General features: G+C 49.5%; 18 protein-coding genes (1 of these 18 cut by a window edge). 9 read left to right on the forward strand and 9 right to left on the reverse strand.

Translation table 11 applies throughout. The features are described from left to right. Window positions 1-14: 14 nt before the first annotated feature. The 3 genes from EKK48_20080 to EKK48_20090 all read right to left on the reverse strand — a co-directional run bounded on the left by EKK48_20080 (window position 15) and on the right by EKK48_20090 (window position 3,850). Window positions 15-1,775 carry a matrixin family metalloprotease gene (locus EKK48_20080; GenBank protein RTL38744.1) on the reverse strand — a complete coding sequence of 587 codons (1,761 nt, stop codon included), beginning with the start codon at window positions 1,773-1,775 and terminating at the stop codon, window positions 15-17. A 3-nt stretch (window positions 1,776-1,778) separates the two neighbouring features. Beyond that, window positions 1,779-2,342 carry a molybdenum cofactor biosynthesis protein MoeA gene (locus EKK48_20085; GenBank protein RTL38745.1) on the reverse strand — a complete coding sequence of 188 codons (564 nt, stop codon included), beginning with the start codon at window positions 2,340-2,342 and terminating at the stop codon, window positions 1,779-1,781. 206 nt (window positions 2,343-2,548) lie between these two features. Next, window positions 2,549-3,850, reverse strand: coding sequence for a YHYH protein (locus EKK48_20090; GenBank protein ID RTL38890.1), 1,302 nt, complete (start codon window positions 3,848-3,850; stop codon window positions 2,549-2,551). A gap of 310 nt (window positions 3,851-4,160) precedes the next feature. On the opposite strand from EKK48_20090, the gene EKK48_20095 reads away from it, so the two are divergent. From EKK48_20095 to EKK48_20105, 3 genes are all read left to right on the forward strand, one after another. Continuing rightward, the gene (locus tag EKK48_20095; protein ID RTL38746.1) at window positions 4,161-5,372 is read left to right on the forward strand and encodes a tetratricopeptide repeat protein; all 1,212 of its coding nucleotides are present in this window, start codon (window positions 4,161-4,163) and stop codon (window positions 5,370-5,372) included. 83 nt (window positions 5,373-5,455) lie between these two features. After that, window positions 5,456-6,004: a hypothetical protein gene (locus EKK48_20100; protein ID RTL38747.1), complete on the forward strand. Its 549-nt coding sequence runs from the start codon at window positions 5,456-5,458 to the stop codon at window positions 6,002-6,004. Window positions 6,005-6,043: 39 nt separating this feature from the next. Continuing rightward, window positions 6,044-7,342 carry a sterol desaturase family protein gene (locus EKK48_20105; GenBank protein RTL38748.1) on the forward strand — a complete coding sequence of 433 codons (1,299 nt, stop codon included), beginning with the start codon at window positions 6,044-6,046 and terminating at the stop codon, window positions 7,340-7,342. Here EKK48_20105 and EKK48_20110 read toward each other — a convergent pair. Further along, the gene (locus EKK48_20110; GenBank protein ID RTL38749.1) at window positions 7,339-8,076 is read right to left on the reverse strand and encodes a hypothetical protein; all 738 of its coding nucleotides are present in this window, start codon (window positions 8,074-8,076) and stop codon (window positions 7,339-7,341) included. The two genes, EKK48_20105 and EKK48_20110, sit on opposite strands and share 4 nt — an antisense overlap. A 10-nt stretch (window positions 8,077-8,086) precedes the next feature. Then, complete coding sequence (locus tag EKK48_20115; GenBank protein RTL38750.1) at window positions 8,087-8,572, reverse strand: Lrp/AsnC family transcriptional regulator; 486 nt, start codon at window positions 8,570-8,572, stop codon at window positions 8,087-8,089. 192 nt (window positions 8,573-8,764) lie between these two features. Here EKK48_20115 and EKK48_20120 point away from each other — a divergent pair, with 192 nt between their 5' ends. Beyond that, a complete protein-coding gene (locus tag EKK48_20120) occupies window positions 8,765-9,145 on the forward strand; it encodes a septal ring lytic transglycosylase RlpA family protein (protein RTL38751.1) in 381 nt (126 codons plus the stop codon). A 10-nt stretch (window positions 9,146-9,155) separates the two neighbouring features. Here the strand turns inward: EKK48_20120 and EKK48_20125 are convergent, their stop codons facing one another. Beyond that, window positions 9,156-9,566, reverse strand: coding sequence for a tetratricopeptide repeat protein (locus EKK48_20125; protein RTL38752.1), 411 nt, complete (start codon window positions 9,564-9,566; stop codon window positions 9,156-9,158). On the opposite strand from EKK48_20125, the gene mltG reads away from it, so the two are divergent. After that, a complete protein-coding gene (gene mltG / locus EKK48_20130; GenBank protein RTL38753.1) occupies window positions 9,520-10,842 on the forward strand; it encodes an endolytic transglycosylase MltG in 1,323 nt (440 codons plus the stop codon). The two genes, EKK48_20125 and mltG, sit on opposite strands and share 47 nt — an antisense overlap. A gap of 184 nt (window positions 10,843-11,026) precedes the next feature. Next, window positions 11,027-12,415, forward strand: coding sequence for a cyclic nucleotide-binding domain-containing protein (locus tag EKK48_20135; GenBank protein RTL38754.1), 1,389 nt, complete (start codon window positions 11,027-11,029; stop codon window positions 12,413-12,415). A gap of 4 nt (window positions 12,416-12,419) precedes the next feature. Here EKK48_20135 and EKK48_20140 read toward each other — a convergent pair whose 3' ends face one another. Together EKK48_20140 and EKK48_20145 are read right to left on the reverse strand one after the other, a co-directional pair. Continuing rightward, window positions 12,420-13,814, reverse strand: a complete 1,395-nt coding sequence (locus tag EKK48_20140; GenBank protein RTL38891.1) for an asparagine--tRNA ligase — start codon at window positions 13,812-13,814, stop codon at window positions 12,420-12,422. A gap of 72 nt (window positions 13,815-13,886) precedes the next feature. Next, on the reverse strand, window positions 13,887-14,522 hold the full coding sequence (locus EKK48_20145; GenBank protein RTL38755.1) for a methyltransferase domain-containing protein: 636 nt from the start codon (window positions 14,520-14,522) through the stop codon (window positions 13,887-13,889). 219 nt (window positions 14,523-14,741) lie between these two features. Here EKK48_20145 and EKK48_20150 point away from each other — a divergent pair, with 219 nt between their 5' ends. The 3 genes from EKK48_20150 (at window position 14,742) to EKK48_20160 (ending at window position 18,402) form a co-directional block, all read left to right on the forward strand. Then, window positions 14,742-16,142 (forward strand): L-serine ammonia-lyase, encoded by a 1,401-nt coding sequence (locus tag EKK48_20150; GenBank protein ID RTL38756.1) that lies wholly within the window; start codon window positions 14,742-14,744, stop codon window positions 16,140-16,142. A gap of 197 nt (window positions 16,143-16,339) precedes the next feature. Further along, window positions 16,340-17,149, forward strand: a complete 810-nt coding sequence (locus EKK48_20155) for a hypothetical protein (GenBank protein RTL38757.1) — start codon at window positions 16,340-16,342, stop codon at window positions 17,147-17,149. A gap of 116 nt (window positions 17,150-17,265) precedes the next feature. Continuing rightward, entirely contained in the window at window positions 17,266-18,402 is a 1,137-nt protein-coding gene (locus EKK48_20160; protein ID RTL38758.1) for a tetratricopeptide repeat protein, read from the forward strand. Window positions 18,403-18,577: 175 nt separating this feature from the next. On the opposite strand, the gene EKK48_20165 is transcribed toward EKK48_20160, so the two are convergent. Beyond that, window positions 18,578-19,007, reverse strand: partial view of a hypothetical protein gene (locus EKK48_20165; protein RTL38759.1) — the 3' portion only. 329 nt of this gene lie beyond the right edge of the window; only the last 430 of its 759 coding nucleotides appear in the window; its start codon lies off the right edge, out of view; the stop codon is at window positions 18,578-18,580.

The raw sequence follows: 19,007 nt of genomic DNA on the forward strand, positions 1-19,007 counted from the left end.
GCTAGAAGAAGTCGTTAGTTAGAGGCTTGCGGGAAAGGCACGGACTGCTTGTTACTTTGCTGACCTTGCTGTGGTTGCGGACCTTGCGGATACGAGCTTTGCGGGTATGGTCCCTGTGGATACGATCCCGGCGCATACGATCCCGGGGGATACGCGCCCTGTGGATACGAGCCTTGTGGATACGAGCCTTGCGGATACGCTCCCTGTGGATACGAGCCCGGCGGATACGAGCCTTGCGGATACGCTCCCTGCGGATACGAGGCAGGCGGGTACGAGCCTTGCGGATACGCTCCCTGCGGATACGAGGCAGGCGGGTACGAGCCTTGAGGGTAAGAAGCTGGTGGGTATGAGCCCGGTGGATACGATCCCGATGGATACGAGCCTTGCGGATACGAGCCCTGAGGATACGCTCCTTGCGGATACGAGCCTTGCGGATACGATCCCTGCGGATACGAGCCTTGCGGATACGATCCCTGCGGAATCGTGCCCTGCTGGTATATACCAGTTCCTTGCATGTTTCGCTGCTGATAAGGGTTTCGCTGCGGGAACCCGATCTGCGAACCGGGTCCACTTTGATTTTGTGGTATCGAAAATGGTGGCAGCGGCGCGCTCGTGTTACTCGCCCCAAATGAGTTTTGCGAAACCGGACTAGTCGAACCAACCGAATACAAGCGCGATATCGTTGTTTTATCTCGATGCGACAGCGCCGGCAATTGACGCGCGGACGAAGAAAAATACATCGTGTCGGAAGAATTAGCTGAGTGCCCACCAAGACCGAATGCATGACCAATCTCGTGCAAACAAACTGCTTTCATCTCGTCTTCAGCCAACGGTTTGCCAGTGTCTCGATTTACAGTAAGCAAGACTATGGTGGCACTTCGAATTGTGTTAATCGCAGATCCAGGCGATTGATACGCCATAACCCTCGTAATACCCTGCTCTAAATGCACACCGTCGTGAGCGGAGACCTTCGATGGAACATCAGTCCACTGAATCGTGATATCGGCTTGCTTCGCCTTCGGCACCTGCTGCACTGGCAATAACCCGCCACTGGCTTTGTTCCAGGCATCAAAACAATCCATCAACATTTGCACGTCATCAGCAGGCACACCCGGAATCTTCTCTGCCTTCTCTACAAAAATCTTGAGCGGAAAACTGCTGCGAGCCCATCTTCCTACACCATGTTGACGCACAAGCGCATCGAGATAGTCTGGTCCATGAATACTCTGAGAGCTGTTAGAGTTCTCTTGTTCACCAAGTTTTCTAGAAAACTCCTCGGCATCTCGCTTCCGTTTCGGATCAGCTGGATTCGTATCGAGATACTTCTGAAGCCACTCTCGAGCCATTCCATACTCGCCCAGATCTTTGTAAGCCATGGCTACATTCCATGTCAGTTCATCGACAAAACGAGGATCAAATTTCATAGCCAACTGACTTTCTGCAATGGCTCCGGCTGGATCACCCAACTGATGAGCGACAAAAGCAAGCGAGGCATGCAGATTTCCTGAATTAGTGGTCGGGTCGAGCAACGCGCCTTCTTTAAGAAGCTTTCGCGCCTCGACAAATTTCTTTTCTGAAATAAGCGGTTGAGCTTGTTTGACGATGTTGTAAACGCGATCGTCTTTATCAGCGGTGCTAAGTTCGTCGGAACTATCAGCAGCCAACGCCAGTCCATGATCAGAAGCAGCATCAAACGCAAAAACAACACAAGCGCTGACGACGAGTGTCACGGCTCGACGCAAACCGGCCCAACCAGAAAAGGTCTCAGCGCTCAAACTCTAGATATCCTCAATTGGCACAATGGCGAAGTAATCTTCCGAGTAAACAAATTCTCCTGACTCGAGACCATCAGCAAAATCTCGAATCCACTCTTCAAAACTTTTTGCCTGTATATTCCGCTCCGGCGAATCGTGCCACATGGTGATGATTTGACCATTGGAACCGCCTTCAGCCGGGTCGCAGTCGAGGCAAAAATGATTACCACTGCCATCATACGATAAAGGAATCCATTTAGGATTCCACCAGTCGTTGCGAATTCCTGGATCAGGCTCCGATTCGAAATCGCAAAACATATCTTTGTCTAAAAGATCTTTCCAAACAGACCACTCCGAATAGATCTGATCCAACTTCAGGAATGTCGTGCCACGCATAAACGAAGGGCTTTCATCATCCTGACCGTTATGAATAGAGTAAAAATCACGCATAGACTGCGGGAACTTGACACCCAGTTTTTTCTCAACTTCGTTAATTTCGTCTGATGTCGCACCCGGAAAGAGACCTTCAAGCACATTTGGAGCGTGCTTGCTGAGCCAATTCTCAAATCTGTTCCACTCTGCTTTCATGCCACGCTCCTCTCTGGTAATTCAACGATAACTTCACTTCTTCTTGTTGAGAAGATTTTTGAAACACCACCACAACGCAAGCAAGCTGGCTGGCAACATGAAAAGACGAACCTGAATGGGCATGCGGGGATAGACCATCATGAGAAGCATTAGCAATGCGGCTCCGAGGATGAACCTGGTCACTTTTAGTCGACTGTGTTTTGCCATCACCTGGATGCCGCTGACGTAGTGAGAGTGTGTTGGCCGCTGTTCGCATCGCCAGAAGAACCTCGCAGCTGACCACTGTTCGAGTTACTTGCATCAGAATCGTTGACCGGACCACGAGGTGGTCCATTGCTCGGGTCTCCGTTCATTGGATCGCCCATAGGACCACGTGGTGGACCATTGTTCGGATCTCCGTTCATTGGATTGCCCATGGGACCACGTGGTGGTCCATTGTTCGGATCTCCGTTTATTGGATTGCCCATCGGACCTCGCCTGTTTCCACTACTCGGGTCACCATTCGGCGGACCACCGCGAGGAGGACCTCCATTTGGACCACCCATCGGACCACCGCGCCAGGGCGGTCGGCCGCCAGGGTCACCATTGGGCCCACCGGGCGGAAAGCCGCCACCTGGTCCACCGCCGGGAGGGAAACCACCCTCACGTCCACCACCCGGTCCGCCACCGGGAGGGAAACCACCCTCACGTCCACCACCCGGTCCGCCACCGGGAGGGAAACCACCCTCACGTCCGCCACCACTCCCGGTGTGGCCGTGCCGCAGAAAACTCGGGTCAGGCTTTCCTTTCCACTGGCGTGGAATGAAGGGAAATGTATCTGTAACGATGTAATGATAAATGCCCTGAGGATATTCATTTGTGGCGCCAAAGCGACCATTGCACTGATCGAGGTCACCAAGATTAGCGACGTATTCATAATCTTGAACGAAACTGCCATCATATTTACCACCAGGACCAGATGGACGCGTGCCACCTTTGACCCTGTAACTAGAACGCAGTCTGGTCATTCCAGACCTGGTATTTTTGGCGTCTCTATAACCATACGGCGCATAGATTGGAAAACCATCGGCAGCATAACCAATTAGCACCGGATGCGGTGCCTTGGCTAATTTTTCCAACAGTCCGGTCGGCAATCCATGATAATGGTATGCACCATTAGGCTGAACATGTGCATTGCTCTGATCTAATCCGAGACTGTGTTTAAACATGGGCTCATACTGCCAACCCGAGTTTCGATCGCGATTCCAAAATTCGTTAGCACCGGGATCAAACGGAACACCGTTAACGGCAACACCAAACGGCTCGAGAAACAGCGCCGTCACTGCACTGGCAAAAGTCGGTTCCTTAGCCATTCTCCACTCGTAACTTTGTTCCGAAATTGTGTTTGGATTTTCGGCGTTTGGAAACTGTCCGGTCGGATGATTGGGAATTCCGTTTGAATCGATTATGCGATATTGTCCTTGAGTAAAAATGCGCACGTTGGTCGTGAGCGCATAGGCCGGAGACATTGCAAAGTCGAATAGGTGCCAGGGATCATCATCATGATGGTGCGCACTTTTCTTGACAGTCTTTGTGCGAGCTGAATGCTGCTCATCACCCAGGTCATGGTGCGCGAACGCCGGCTGTAAACCAGCAACCAGAAGCGACAGCGATATTGCAACTTCAATAAAACGCACTGACATCATCCTCTCATCAACTTCTTCAGTATCTCAGCAATTACAAGATGTTTCCACGTAATGTCCCAAAGGGAAAGAATTATTATCCATAAGCGATAATGGTATATTGGCTTGTCGATTGCAACTACCTGGAGGAATCTCGATGTTTGGCGGCGGTATGGAAATTCCAGAACAGCTGAAGGAAATAATTCGCCACTCAAGTGAGGCAGAAGTTGTTGAAATCGTGATGATGTCGCTAAAAGAAGCGATGAGAGATCCTGATGCCTTTGCCAAAGCTGGAAACGTTCCGCCGATGCTCGCGCAAGGTTTGAAAATGCTTCCGAAGAATGATGAGGCACTCAGACCAATGGCTAAGACAATGGCGCAAATGCTGATCAAGCAAGTAAAGTCAGGCGCCACCCCGAGCTTTGATGACGTGAAAGATTCTCTCGCCGATGCGGGTTCCTGGATGTCTAACTTCATGGGAGGAATGAACGATGTGCCGGACTCGGCTCCTGCGATTCCAGACGAAGTGACACGATTGATTGAAGCATCAATTGAATGCAAGAAAAGAGAAGATTTCGAAAAGGCGGAAGAGTTGCTCAAAGAGGCGCTAAAAATATGTCCGCCCGAAAGTGCCGCTGCCTGTCAGGTGCTCAACAACCTGGCCACGACTCAGCTGATCCTCGATAAGTATGACGAGGCAGAAGTAAACCTCAAACAGTTCTTGAAACTCTCAGAGAAGCATCTGTCGCCCGACGATCATCACATTGCCAGCTCATATTTCGGACTGGCAATGGTGCGCGAAGCACAAAACAAAACGGCTGATGCAGACTTGCTCTACAAGAAGGCACTTTCTATTGCGGAAAAAGCATATGCTAATTCGCCACTGGAACTCGCGCACATGCTTGAAACGCTGGCGAATTTTTACGAAGGGCAGAAGCTCTGGAGAAAGGCTGATCCTCTTTTTCAACGCGCCTTCATGTTGCGCGAGAAAGCGCTGGGCAACGAAGATCTGGAAGTCGCAGAACAGTTCGTGCGTTATGCGCTTGTACATGAGAATCGCGAACATTATGCAGAGGCAGAAATGTTTTGCTACAAGTCACTGCAGATCAAATACAAGTTACTGAAGCCGGATGATGCTGACCTCGCTCGCAATCAAGCGCTTCTGTCCTCGATCTACATAGGGCAGAAAGAATATGCGAAAGCGGAACCAATATTGAAGCAGGCTTTAGAAGTGCTTGAGCAAAATGGTGATGAGGATGAGCTAATCTATCCGCTCGAAATTTATGAACGCCTTTTGAAGGCGACTGAGCGAGAAGATGAAGCCGCGAAAGTCTCAGAAAGGCTTGCAGCCCTTAATACTGAGGAATAGTCAAACATTTTCGCGGCGGCGAAACTTTTTCAAATCTCTCGTGTATTGGAGTTTGTACGACCAACAACTCCTGGAGAAACGAGATGGATGCAAAACAATATTTGACCTGGGCACTTGCACTCGGATTTTTGTACAACGGCCTGCTCGGGGCTCAGCCCGCTCAAGCCAGACGTGTGTTCGCGCGGGGTGCAAATGGTGCTGCTGGAGCCTTTGCCAGCCAGGGCCAATACGGCAGCAGAGCAGGCGCTCGTGCGATGGGTTATAACGCCGGGGCAGGCTTCCGCGGCGGTCAATGGCACGGTCCAAATGGCGGATCAGCCGAGGGCGGAGCAGCGTTCGGATACAAGAAAGGCGTAGGTGGATTTCGCGGCACTCAGTGGCAAGGTCAAACCGCCAACGGCGCCAGCGGCTCGGGCTGGTCGAAAAATGTCTACAACGCACAAACCGGACAGGGCACTCGAAGCAGTTCAGAACAAATTCAGACCGCCTCTGGCAAAGATTACGGCTACACAGGCTCGACAAACTACACAAAAGGACAGGGTGGTCAAACCACTATCGATACCCAGAACAAAGGTGACTACTCGGTTGATTGGCAAAAAGGACAGAAGCCTGTCGTAACCCAAACACCATAGTCATCCGTCCTGTACACATTTCCATGAGATGTAACATCAATGTTTGAAGAATCAAAGGCGCTCGCAGTGCCGCTCTTAATTGTCACCCTGACCTGCGTCGCCATTGAGATGGCGATTTCGATCAAGCGGGGTCTAAATCTCTATAATCGCAAGGATACGCTCTGCAATCTATCTATTCTGCTCGTCTCGCGAATCAGCCAACCACTGTTTCTCGGCTACATTTACGGAACACTGAGATTAGTCGAAGCCATGCGCCCGTATGAGATTCCAGACAATACTGTTTCAACTGTCGGCGCCCTGATTCTCACAGATTTTGCGTACTACTGGGAACACCGAATGAGCCACACACTGAAACCACTATGGTTCTTCCACGAGGTGCATCACTCGAGTAAAAATTTCAACCTGTCCACAAGCTTTAGATTACATTGGCTAGGCAGACTGTTAGCGCCGATTATCTTCACCCCTCTTGTGCTAATGGGATTCAGAGCCGAGCAGGTATTTCTATTTTTCATAATCAATTTGTTCTATCAGTTTTTCCTGCACACAAAATTAATAGGTCAACTGGGCGTGCTCGAAGGTATTATCAACACACCATCTGCTCATCGTGTCCATCATGCTCGCAATCAAATCTATATCGACAAAAATTTTGGTGGCATTCTGATGATCTGGGATCAAATTTTCAGCACCTATCAGCCCGAAACAGTTGCGCCAAAATTTGGCATACTGGGCAGATTTGAAAGCAATAACCCTTTCACAGTTCAGTTTCACCAGGTGCCGTACTATGCGCAGTTAGCCCGGGCAGCAAAATCTCTTCCAATCATTTCGACTCTGGTGGCGGTGATTGCTTCAGGTTGTTTTTCCACTGCTGGACTGGCGCAAACGGCGAGCACACGCGAGCAGCCATCTGAACTCGCAAAAGGCGCACCACCAGCTTCGTCTCCCGTTCCGGACGATATCACGCCGCTAAAAGGCGCCGTGGAAATTTCGGATGAGAAAGCGCCGGATCTTACAGGCACCTGGAAAGGACACGTGCTTGAGTATCACAGGCATCCCAAAATGGAAATAATAGAGCAAAATGGAAGCCAGATAAAAGGCATATACAGCGGGCTTCTGGGCAAATTTCCCTTGACTGGCTCAGTCGATCTAGTAAACCAGACTGTTCAACTCAATGTTGATTTTTCCAGATCCAGACTGGCTAAATGGAAGAGAAGAGATACCGTAATAGCAGTCTTCAATGGCACAATCAAAGACGAGGTAATCAGCGGCATAGCGTCGATTCCGGAATTCGGCGACAAATCCGTTCACTTCGAAGCAAAGAAACGCCAAAAAACTGATTAAAGTCGCAAAGACAGAATCGACCAGAGACCGAATCCGGCAATAATCGCTGCGGAAGAGAAATTTATGACTGCCATTCCCTTTCGGTTGAGCAGATGACTAAATCTGGAGACGCTTGCGCTTAACGTAAGCCACCACAATGCAGAACCAGCAAAGACTCCTAGCACCACATACAGTGCCTGGAGAGACAGTCTTTCAACTCCAAAAGCGGAGAGTATGGCTGAAAAACTCAAAATCGTCATAGGATTAGTAATAGTCAAAGCAAATGTCTCAAGAAGAGCCTTGCGAGCGCTGGCAGTGGCATATTCGGTGCCCATTGTGCCAGTATCAGTATCAGTATCAGTGCCAGTATCAGTATCAGTGCCGGTGCCAGTTCCAGTTCCAGTTCCAGTTCCAGTTCCGGTGCCGGTGCCAGAGTCAGTGCCTCTCTCGACATCAGGACGAAGGTCGGTCTGCTCAGTCGAGCTTCGAAAGACCTTGAAAGAAATATAAAGCAGCAGCAGACCGCCACCAATATGCAAAGGCAAGGTCAGCGCTGCGAACAATTTTGTCAGGGCAGCCAGTCCGACTATGGCAGCAACTGCATACAAGCCGTCAGCCAAAGCTGCTCCCATTCCAGCAGACAAACCAACTTTCCACCCATCCAACAGCGACTTCCGAATGCAAATAACGCCAATAGGCCCGACCGGAGCCGCTATGGATACTCCTATCAACAAACCGCGGAAAAACAAATCCATAATTCAAACCTCAAACTTTATCGCCTCTGCTCACTTTGACCGACAGATTGTTGAGAGGCAGTTTCAAAGTCTCCTTGACAGAAGAGAGCGCAATGATCGTCTGCGTTTTTGCGACTCCACCTGAGTCTTTCAAATCATTCGAAATCAAGTGCTCCAGTTCAGCGGTGTTTTGACAACGAATCTTGAGCAAGTAGTCATACTCTCCCGTTATGTGGTGACACTCCTGCACCGCGTCGGCATTGTGCACGAATTCGACGAAAGCAGCCCTGTGTTTCGGGTGCTCCAGAACTACCGCCACAAACGCCAAAAGCGAACAGCCGACCGCATCAGGATTGACTACTGCAGCGTAAGATTTGATTGTGCCTGCTTCTTCCAGCTTCTTTACACGGTCGGCTGTACTGGGTCCGGAAAGATTTAAAACGCCGGAAAGCTCCGACCAGGAAGAACGCCCATTTTCCATCAAATGGTTGAGAGCCATTAAATCCAAATTATCCATTCTGCAGCCCTTAAAAACGAAGGAATTTGATCCAATTATCCTAGATTTCAAAGGCAATGTCAAGCAATCGCCTTCAATCACGGCACAAACCGTTGCCAACAGGAAATTCGGACTCATGCGTTAGAATGTCGAGTCTGATTTGATAGGTTCTCTCGTGACAGTACTGGTCTGCATATCAGGAAACGCGTTTATATGCTAAAAACCATTGGCACCACATTCAGTGCCGCCTTTCTCTGCACAACGCTCGCCGTTGTAAGCGCAATAGCATCGCCCACGGTCAAAGATTTTTCCGGGAATGCCGACTATTACGCGAACTGCTACCACGGTAAAAAAACTGCCTCAGGTGCGCTGCACGACAAAACAAAATTTATGGCAGCGCATAGAACCCTGCCCTTTGGAACGAAAGTGCGCATCACCCATCGCAAAACAAAGAAGCAATGCGTCGTCGTGATCAACGATCGCGGACCGTTTACAGCAGACCGAGTCATTGACGTCTCTTACGCAGCCGCTCAAGAGCTTGGAATCGTCAGCGGCAGCAAAATGGTCGATTGCGAAGTCATCGCAGAAGACTGAGCCTGGTTCATCACCACTCGACGGTAAGTTCGTCTTCCTGCTTCTTCAAATGTTCTGATTGCTGGATTTTTGAATGAACCATCAAATATGCCGATAACGCCTTCTCTCGAAGAGGGGTAACGGGACAGTTATCACGCATATGTGCGAACTTTTTACGCGCATCCAGATGCCGCCCAGCCATGTAGTAGCTCATGCCAAGATAAAGTTGGGCATCCCACTGGTCGGCAGCGACATTCTGCAAAAGCTCGATGGCCTGGGCATAGTCCTTATTCTGATAAGCTTCCAGTCCCAGCAGGAACCAATCTTCTTCCATATGTGTAAAAGGATCTGTTAGTAATGACGCTACAGCCAGTGAAGCATAATAAGATTTATCGATCAATGTGTTAGCGCGTAGAATCGCATCGAAATTGAAGGCAGTCAAATTCATTCTTTTAATCGCGGTGATCGGCACTCTTTGTGCCGTTGCTGCCTGTGGCTGGGTCTGGAACGACCTGAACAGTCCAATCGAACATAAAATGGCTGGAAAAACCGTCAATATCCCCATGGGTAGCAGCACTGACCAGATAGTGCAGAAGCTGCAAGCCGACGGAATTGTTCAGCATGGCTCCACTCTCAAGCTCTACATTAAAATTCAAGGCGTGGGTTCGTTAATCAAAGCGGGAGACTACCAGTTTCCATCTCCAATTTCGCCCAAAGACGTTGTTCAAAAGTTGGTCGAAGGCGGCGCGGCTGCAAGCAAACTGACCATCATCGAGGGCTGGACCCGATGGGATATCGCTCATGCTATGGCGGCCATTCCCACATTGAAACTAAAGAATGCCGAGCAGGCGCTGGCATTAATGAACGACACATCGTCTATAAAAGATCTTGACCCGACAGCAACCAGCCTGGAAGGTTACATGTTTCCCGACACTTATTTCGTGCAATCGACCACGACTGCCAAACAGTTGCTTGAGAGTAGTGTCGAACACTTTCATCAAGTCTGGAACAAAGATCTGGCGGCGCTGGCCTCAGCCAGAAAGCAAACACCGCACGAGGTTGTGACCATTGCTTCAATAATTGAGACGGAAGCCAAACTCGCAAGCGAAAGACCGGTCGTCGCCTCTGTAATTTATAACCGCTTGCGTCAGCGCATTCCCTTGAGTGTCGACTCGACGATCGTTTATGCATCAAAACTGGCGGGGAAATGGCGAAACAACGGCATCGTCTACCTCAGTGACGTCAATCGCGACTCACCATACAACACACGCAAGGTCACAGGGCTACCGCCGGGACCAGTGAGCAATCCCGGCTTATCTTCCCTGAAAGCGACTCTGCAGCCGGCAAACACAGGATTCATCTACTACGTTAGAGAGCCATCGCGCAACGACGGCGCGCATAATTTTTATGTCGATGCAGCTGGATTCGAGCTGGGAGTGCAGGCCCTGAGAAACTGGGAAAAACTGCATCGGGGAACAGTTGCAACAACATCTTTGAAAACGCTTCGCACTATACCCGGTTCGCCCAAACCGAATGCTTCCGGGTCAAAAGTCAAACCGAAAGACGCAGCGAAAGACGCAGCGAAAGGCGCAGCGAAACCTGCGCCGAACAAAGCAAAAGCGGCATCAGGCAAGCCATCTCATGCACCAGGCAAAAGTTCAGCGACAACCAAACGCACCTCTTCAAAACAGAAAAAATCCGCTCGTCGCCATCGCTAAATACATTTCGCTTTTTCTTTTTGCTGCAACTGTCCTGGAATGGACCCGCCACCAGATGCAGTGCCATATATACGTCACATGTCTTGCAATATCCCGACCATTTGATATTGTGGTTGGTACATGGTGAAATATTAGGAAATCTGCGATACTGTCGGTTTCAGACAATTTCCATGAGATTGCGGCAATGATTGAATCCTTGCAAGACCAAGAACGCGAACAACTGGTGCAGTTTCTGAAAGAACGTTCGATTCTGCGGTTATTAGACGACAGAATCATTCACGGGCTGAGTCTCAGCCTGGTCGAAAAGCATTGCGGTCCGGGGCACATCGTCTTCAAAGAAGGTGATCCGGGCGATGGGCTATATATCATCAGGCACGGCTCAGTCGAAGTCAAACGAAAAGCAGACGCCAAGCCGATTGCTTACCTGACGGCAGGAGAGTGTTTCGGTGAAATGTCGCTGCTCAACAACCAACCGCGCACAGCAACTATTCGAGTGCCGGAAGAGGCTGTGATTCTAAAGCTTTCAAAAAAGGCTTCAATAGACCTGAAGTCCAAATTTCCCGTTCTTGGAGAGGAACTGGAGAAGCTTGCTGAGCAGCGAGACGGAAAAAGAGCATTCAAAGCGCCGGGTCTGGAGGGAAATACTGCCTTTTTCGACCTGCCCACCGTTATTCAGGCGGTCGCTTCGTCGCGCCAGTCAGGCAAATTGAATATTTTTCCAACCCATGCGAATCCTGGTTCAAAACTTGTTTTCGACAGAGGAAATCTGATTTCAGCGAACTTCAAGCATTTAACCGGTGACTGTGCCGTTTTTGAACTGCTTGCTGTGCAAGACCCGGCTGATTTCGCCTTTGAGCGCTCCGCCGACAATGACGGCAAACCAGTTGAATCGACGCTAGATCGTCCAATCGAGCGACTGCTGGTAGAAGGAGCAAGACGTTCAGATGAGATGCCGAAATTGATGGAGAAGGTAGGCGGAATCAACGCCACCTTCAGTACGCCGCCGCATATTCCGAAATGGAAAGAACTGCCGGATTCAATTCAATCGTTGGCTCCCAAAATTTGGAAACTGATAGAGCTCGATTTGTCGGTCGAGGAGATTTTGCCGCTGGTGGCAGTCGACAGCTACAGCATATTGCAAACCTTGAGCGAAATGGTCAGTTTGGAATTGATCAAACCTGTGATTACTGCTGCACCCGAGGCAGACGCACCTGAGGAAGTCGCCTACAGGCGCGGCGACACAGCCGAAATAGATTTGCGGAGAATCCTCAAACAATCCACCAAATTAGCCCGCACTCTTTACGCACTAAATATGGTGGCAGCGAACCTGTCAAATATTGTCGATACCGCAACTGTTCAATATTGCCTCGATGAAGCTTTGCGCGAAACGACCAAGACGTACCCCCAGTTATCATGCCTGAAAGTGCACACCGGCGGCAAAACGCTTGACGTTCGCGGCGCGTCGTCAGAGTTGTCCAGTCGTGTCAACTCTGCAGAAGCACTGACGATGCTGACAAATAAATTCCTGCAGCTAATGAGCGACAAACAAACGCAGAAGCTGGGCAAATGTTAGCTGACTAAAAGTCTGCAGTCTTAGGTGCTCGTGGGAATGGAATGACGTCACGAATGTTGCCCATGCCGGTGGCAAATTGCACAGTACGTTCCAGTCCCAGACCGAACCCGGCATGCGGCACAGTGCCGAAACGGCGCAAGTCTAGATACCACCAGTATTCTTCAGTGTCGAGCCCAGAATCTTTCATGCGCTGCTCCAGCACATCAAGGCGCTCTTCTCTCTGACTGCCCCCAATGATCTCGCCCACCTTCGGAACAAGCACATCCATCGCGCGCACCGTCTTTCCGTCTTCGTTGAGGCGCATGTAGAAGGCTTTGATATCTTTTGGATAATCGCTGACGATGACGGGCTTCTTGAATTTCTTCTCGGTCAAGTAGCGTTCATGTTCCGACTGCAAATCGATTCCCCAGGAAACCGGAAATTCGAAGTTCTCACCACACTTGACCAGAATGTCTACAGCTTCAGTGTATGTCAGTCTGACAAAGTCGCTCTCAACAATGCCTTTCAATGTCTCAATCACTGTTTTATCAATGCGCTCATTGAAAAATTCCATGTCAGTACCACAATTTGTGAGGACATCGTTGAAGATGGTCTTCAAAAATTCCTCTGCTACAGTCATGTTTCCTTCGAGCGTGCAGAAAGCCATCTCCGGCTCGACCATCCAGAACTCAGCCAGATGGCGGGAAGTATTGGAATTCTCCGCGCGGAATGTCGGTCCGAATGTGTAGACATTGGATAACGCGGTAGCGTAGATTTCCGCTTCGAGTTGACCACTGACGGTCAAATTTGTTGGACGTCCGAAGAAATCCTGCTCGAAATCGATGGACTTATCTTCTTTGCGCGGCACATCAAGCAAATCAAAAGTAGTCACTTTGAACATCTGACCGGCGCCTTCGCAGTCGCTGCCCGTGATGATCGGAGCGTGCACATAGATGAATCCACGCGACTGGAAAAAGTTGTGAATCGATTTGCAAATCTCGTTTCTTACACGAGCAACTGCGCCGAAAGTATTTGTTCTCGGGCGCAAGTGAGCGATGGAGCGCAGGAACTCCATCGAAGTACCTTTCTTTTGCAAAGGATAATGAGCAGGATCGGCATAACCAAATACTTTCACGCTTTCAGCTTTGATCTCGGTTGCCTGCCCTTTACCAGGAGAGGCAACAACTTCACCATAAATTTCCACACTACTGCCGATACCAATCTGAAGAATCTCGGCTTCGTAGTTAGGCAACTTCGCCTCGGCCAGAACTTGAACGTTCTTTAGCGTCGAGCCGTCGTTTATCTCGAGAAACGAGAACCCGCCTTTCGAATCTCGACGCGTTCTGACCCATCCACAGAGCCTAATCGACTTACCAATGCTTTCAGCATTCAGGGCGTCGACAACTTTTGTCTGTTTCATTTCCTCAAGTTTGGTGCTCATATGTTCTCCGAAGATTCAGTCTCTTTGTGGTTTATACGGTAGTATCGTGTTTTACTTCTTGCGAATGAAGAAGACGCCGTCTCGAATAGTCAACAACACTTTATCAACGCGGTTGTCGCCAGCGACGTGATTATTCAAGGCGTCGATTGCCTTATCATCATCAGTTTTAGGATCGAGTACAGCCCCGCTCCACAAAACATTGTCAATCAAAATGATGCCCCCACTCTTTAGTTTGGGCAACACCGCTTCGTAGTAGTTTTTGTAATTTCCTTTATCGGCATCGATGAAAACCAGGTCGAATGGTCCATCCAGCTGCCTCAATGATTCCAGTGCGGGACCTTCTTTAACAACAATCTTCCTGCCGTGCTCGCTTCTCTCGAAATATTTTTTGGCAAATTCGATGCATTTCGGATTTATTTCTAGCGTCGTTAGTTTGCCGTCTGCTGGTAAACCTTCCGCCATCGAAAGCGCAGAATAACCAGTGAACATACCGATTTCCAAAATCGATTTGGCACCAGTGATTTGAACCATCAGTCGCAGAAACGAACCTTCTATAGGTCCAGTCAACATCTGCGGGTATTCCATGCGCGCGTGTGTTTCTCTGTGGAGTTCGTCCAACAGCGCGTTGGTCGGCTCAGTCTTTGACTGCGCGTATTCTTCAATACCCGGGCTGGTCAATGTCAACATGCGAATTCCTCCGATCAGACCTTGTTTTATACCAGATCGGAAAAATCAGTCCTTTAATAAGCAGAGCCGCATTGCATCTAAGTCAACATTTGGTTATAACTACTCAGCCTCGAACCTATGACATCCTCGTCGTCATCAAAAACGTATAGAGGTAGTACAATCGCCTATACCAGATAAACGGCATCAGCTGAGCTTCTCATCCATTGACAGCCAGGAGCAATGAATCCCACTCGCGCAGATCAAATTGGTCCTCTGGACATGTTCAAAATCGGTATCGGACCGTCCAGTTCGCATACCGTCGGACCAATGGTTGCTGCGCTTGAATTCAGGAAATTAGCGCTGAACAATCTGGCGGAGAAAAAATCCTCAGAAAACTTGAAACTGAAGGTGGAACTGTACGGCAGTTTGTCTGCCACCGGTCGAGGACACGCAACTGACGGAGCGGTCTGCGCTGGGTTGATAGGGCTGCATCCCAAATCTGCCGCGCCAGCCGAAATCTGGGCGGCAATGCCGGATCTGGAAAGCAATCCGCAGGTCAAACTGGGCGCCGTGACTGCGTATTTCAAACCTTCAGAAGACATCATCTGGCAAGGTTGGTTTTTAGACGATGGTCCGCTGCCTCATCCCAACACGATTCGATTTCGTTTGTGGCAAGCAGATGAGATTATTGCAGAAGAAATCATCTTGTCTGTCGGCGGTGGATTCGTCGAGCCGATCGATGCGAAGACCGGTCAAAGACAAGCACCGCAAGCGGCTGATGCGCAAAAACCAGTGCCGTATCCATTCAACAGTGCGGCAGAATTCGTTGAACAGTGCAATAAAAACAAAATCGCACCATGGCAGTTGGTCATCGCCAACGAAGAAGCGAAAGGTATGAGCGAGTCTGAACTGCGAAAGAATCTATCACAAATTCTACGCACCTTTGACCAATGCATTGCTGCGGGTCTCAGCGCGGAAGGCATCTTACCAGGCGGGCTGCACGTGAGGCGGCGAGCTAAGGCCATGTGGGAGCAAATGAAAGCTGGAAAAACGCCTGGATGGGCAGGCAATGATTTACGCCCGTCGGTGTTCGCAATGGCGGTGAATGAGGAAAATGCCGCCGGGGGACGCGTCGTCACTGCTCCCACAAACGGCTCATCAGGGCTCATTCCTGCAGTATGGAGAACTCTGCAAGAATCGAATCAACTCTCGGAAGAGACGCTGCAAAATGGATTGATGGTTGCCTCCGTAATTGGTGCCCTGGTAAAAACACATGCCTCCATCAGCGGTGCCGAAGTGGGATGCCAGGGCGAAGTGGGCACATCGTGCGCCATGGCCGCAGCGGGAGCGACGGCGATGCTGGGCGGCACGCCCAATCAGATTGAGAATGCGGCAGAAATCGGCATCGAGCATCATCTGGGCATGACATGCGACCCGATTATGGGATTGGTACAAGTTCCCTGCATCGAGCGCAATGCTATGGGCGCGGTGAAAGCATTAAACGCAATGTCATTGTCGCTTGCTTCGGACGGGCAACATCTGGTCAGTCTCGACCGAGCCCTCGAAGTGATGAAGCAGACCGGTCTCGATATGAATCAGAAGTACAAAGAAACGGCGACCGGCGGTCTGGCGCTGGGATAGAAAAATTTTTTCTATTCTTGCAAGATTTCACTTGACATCTTAATTTTTTCCAATTATTCTGAGCTCACCCTAGGAGTATTATCTCCTCCCCCGGCCCTGCCCCCTTCGCCCAGATCAGCAAACATACTAGTTTCACGCGTCGGTATAGCCCCGGCTGCATTGGCGTGGAAACGATTTTTAAAACATGGAATCCTTTTATGACATCAGAGCAAGGCGATGAACGCCTATTAGAAATTGAGCCAGCCCAGCGCCAAGATCTAGATCTCGGCACTCGAGTCGATGGCAACGGCGTAACCACTTACCATGTAATTTCAAGCGACAGACGCATCGGCGTTTTTCTAGAAAAGATATACGACAAAGACCACAAGCTGATTCGCTTACAGAAACGGTCACGAGACGGACGTTCAGAAACGTTCTTTGATACCAAAACCGGTGCGATCACACATATCTTCGAAACAGCGGCGCTGCCTGACGGAGATACACTTACCAAAAACATCGTTTACTTCGACAACGACAGAGCAAGCGAAGACATAATTGTCATCAGCCCCAGCGGCGAACTAGTTCGACGTGTGGAAAGAGAAATGATAGGTATTCGCACCATCTTTCAGGGACAGACTGAATACAATTGCGATGGCACTCCTGCCACCACAGTCAATCACCGAATGGATCCGCACACAGGCAATTTGCTTCATCGGGAGCAAATTCAGTGGCATTCCGAGCAGCAACGTTCAACGACTGAAGAATTCTTTTTCGACAACTCCGGCAATCTGATCAAGTACAACAAGATGCTCTTTAATTCAAACAGCAATCCGCTCCTGGAAGAATTACAAACGTTCGACCCAGCCAATCATGCGGTCTTAAAGCGAGAAATAAAGGGCTATAGTTCGAGCGGCAGACAAAATTGCATAGACACTTTAACCTACCGTTCAGACGGCGAAATCGCCGAACGCCACTCGACCTTTTTTGACGATCAGGGGAACACAATCGGCTCAAGAGATTGTGTATAAATGCAAGGAGAAAAATCAAGACAAAGTGATTACGTATTGGACCTAGACGAAAATTCAAGCTTTCATCTATGCTTTGAAGGTGGAATGATTGGATCTATTGGAGTCTTAGAGCACAAGTGAACGCTGATTGGTATCAATATCAAATAGCCGGAGAAGAAGCTCTGCAGGAGGGTGATTACGCCTGCGCCGAGACAATGTGGTTGGCCGCCTATGAACAAGCCAAGAAGTTCAAGAAGTTCGACGCCCGCTTCGCTGTGACATTAGAAGGTCTGGGCGAGGCACTCTGGCATCAGGGTAAGTATGCTGAAGCGACAGCTCTATGCGAGCAAGTGCTTGAGATTTTCAAGATAACTCGTGGAATTGAACATCCGGATGTGGGTGTGACCGCAAACAATTTAGCAATGCTCTATAAGGCTCAAGGCAAATATGAGCAGGCTGAGGTTTTATATCAACGAGCCATCGAAATCATGACGCGCTCACTTGGACCAGATCATCATGATGTCGCTTATCTACTGAGCAACTACAAAGACCTTTTGCGCATTATGGGTCGCTCGTCTACGGTAGAATCGCGCGCCTCGGCGCCGGTGACAGCGGAACAACTGACCAAATCAGGACAGTTCAATACAATCACGATCAAGCCGCAAGAAAAACTAAATGACACCATGTCTCAAGATCGGTTGATGCCGGTTCAACACGGCGAAATCACCTGGGCGCAATACAGACAGTCCGCAGAACAGGCACTCATGGTTGGAGACTTCGCCAAAGCCGAAGAGATGTGGCATGGAGCAATGCGTCGTGCCGAACACTTCAAAGAAACAGATCCCCGACTGACAATAACACTTGAAAGTCTGGCAGAAGTACTATGGAAACAAGGAAAGTACGCTGATGCAGAGGTTCTTTGCCGCAGAACAATGCAGATTTACGAAGACACTCTGGGCTATCATCATCCGGATGTTGGTATCATCGCCAACAATCTGGCAATGCTTTATCACGCTCAGCGGAAATATGCACAAGCAGAACCGCTATACAAGCGAGCTTTGCCAATACGAACACAAGCTCTGGGCGCCGATCACCCAGCCGTAAACAACCTTATTTCAAACTATCAAAATCTACTCAGAGCAACTGGAAGATCAGCCGAAGCTGAACGCGTCAGATTCGAAGCCCAGAGCATTACATCCGGTCGCTGGACACGCTCAGGTTCCTATCAAGCCCTGACTATTCCGCAAGGCGAGAAGCTGCACGAGTTGAATTAACCATGGAATCTGTGTTCAGCTTTCTGCTTTTCATCGGGATATATCTAGCGCTTCAACTATGGATACTGCCCAGGCTGGGTATCCAAACTTGAATGTCCGGAAGCTGCTCGGTCGAGCAGAAGGATAAAAAGAAAAACGGACAGCAGACGCTCAAGAATCCAGCCGAAACTGAGATTCAAGAAGACCACATATAAAGCGAATCCAGGAATTTGTTTGATTGTAAGGAATAGACGCGTTTTGTTTTTCCAACCACACAAGCAGCCACGATCCGCTTCGTGCGCTGGTCCAGAAACATTCGCATACGAAATGCATTTCCAGTGTTCTTGAATGTACCTTCGACATATCGGCCAGGGAATGCACCACCACCAAGTCCATCAGGTACTTTATTGGTAATCGTGCCTTTTGCTCTTGCAATCATGCCTTCGCATTTGGTATCAAGAAATCGCTGCACTGCTACTGGATCCAAACCATATCGTTGAGACACTGCAGCAATGTCACTTTGAGCAGCGCCAAGCTTTACTCCAGTTTGAGCAGCAGCAAAATACAATGGATCATTTACTGATTGGTTTTCCTTCAGTTCAAGGCCCTGAGAACTCGGAGCCGTG

The sequence above is a fragment of the Candidatus Melainabacteria bacterium genome, assembly GCA_003963305.1.
GTDB lineage: Bacteria > Cyanobacteriota > Vampirovibrionia > Obscuribacterales > Obscuribacteraceae > PALSA-1081.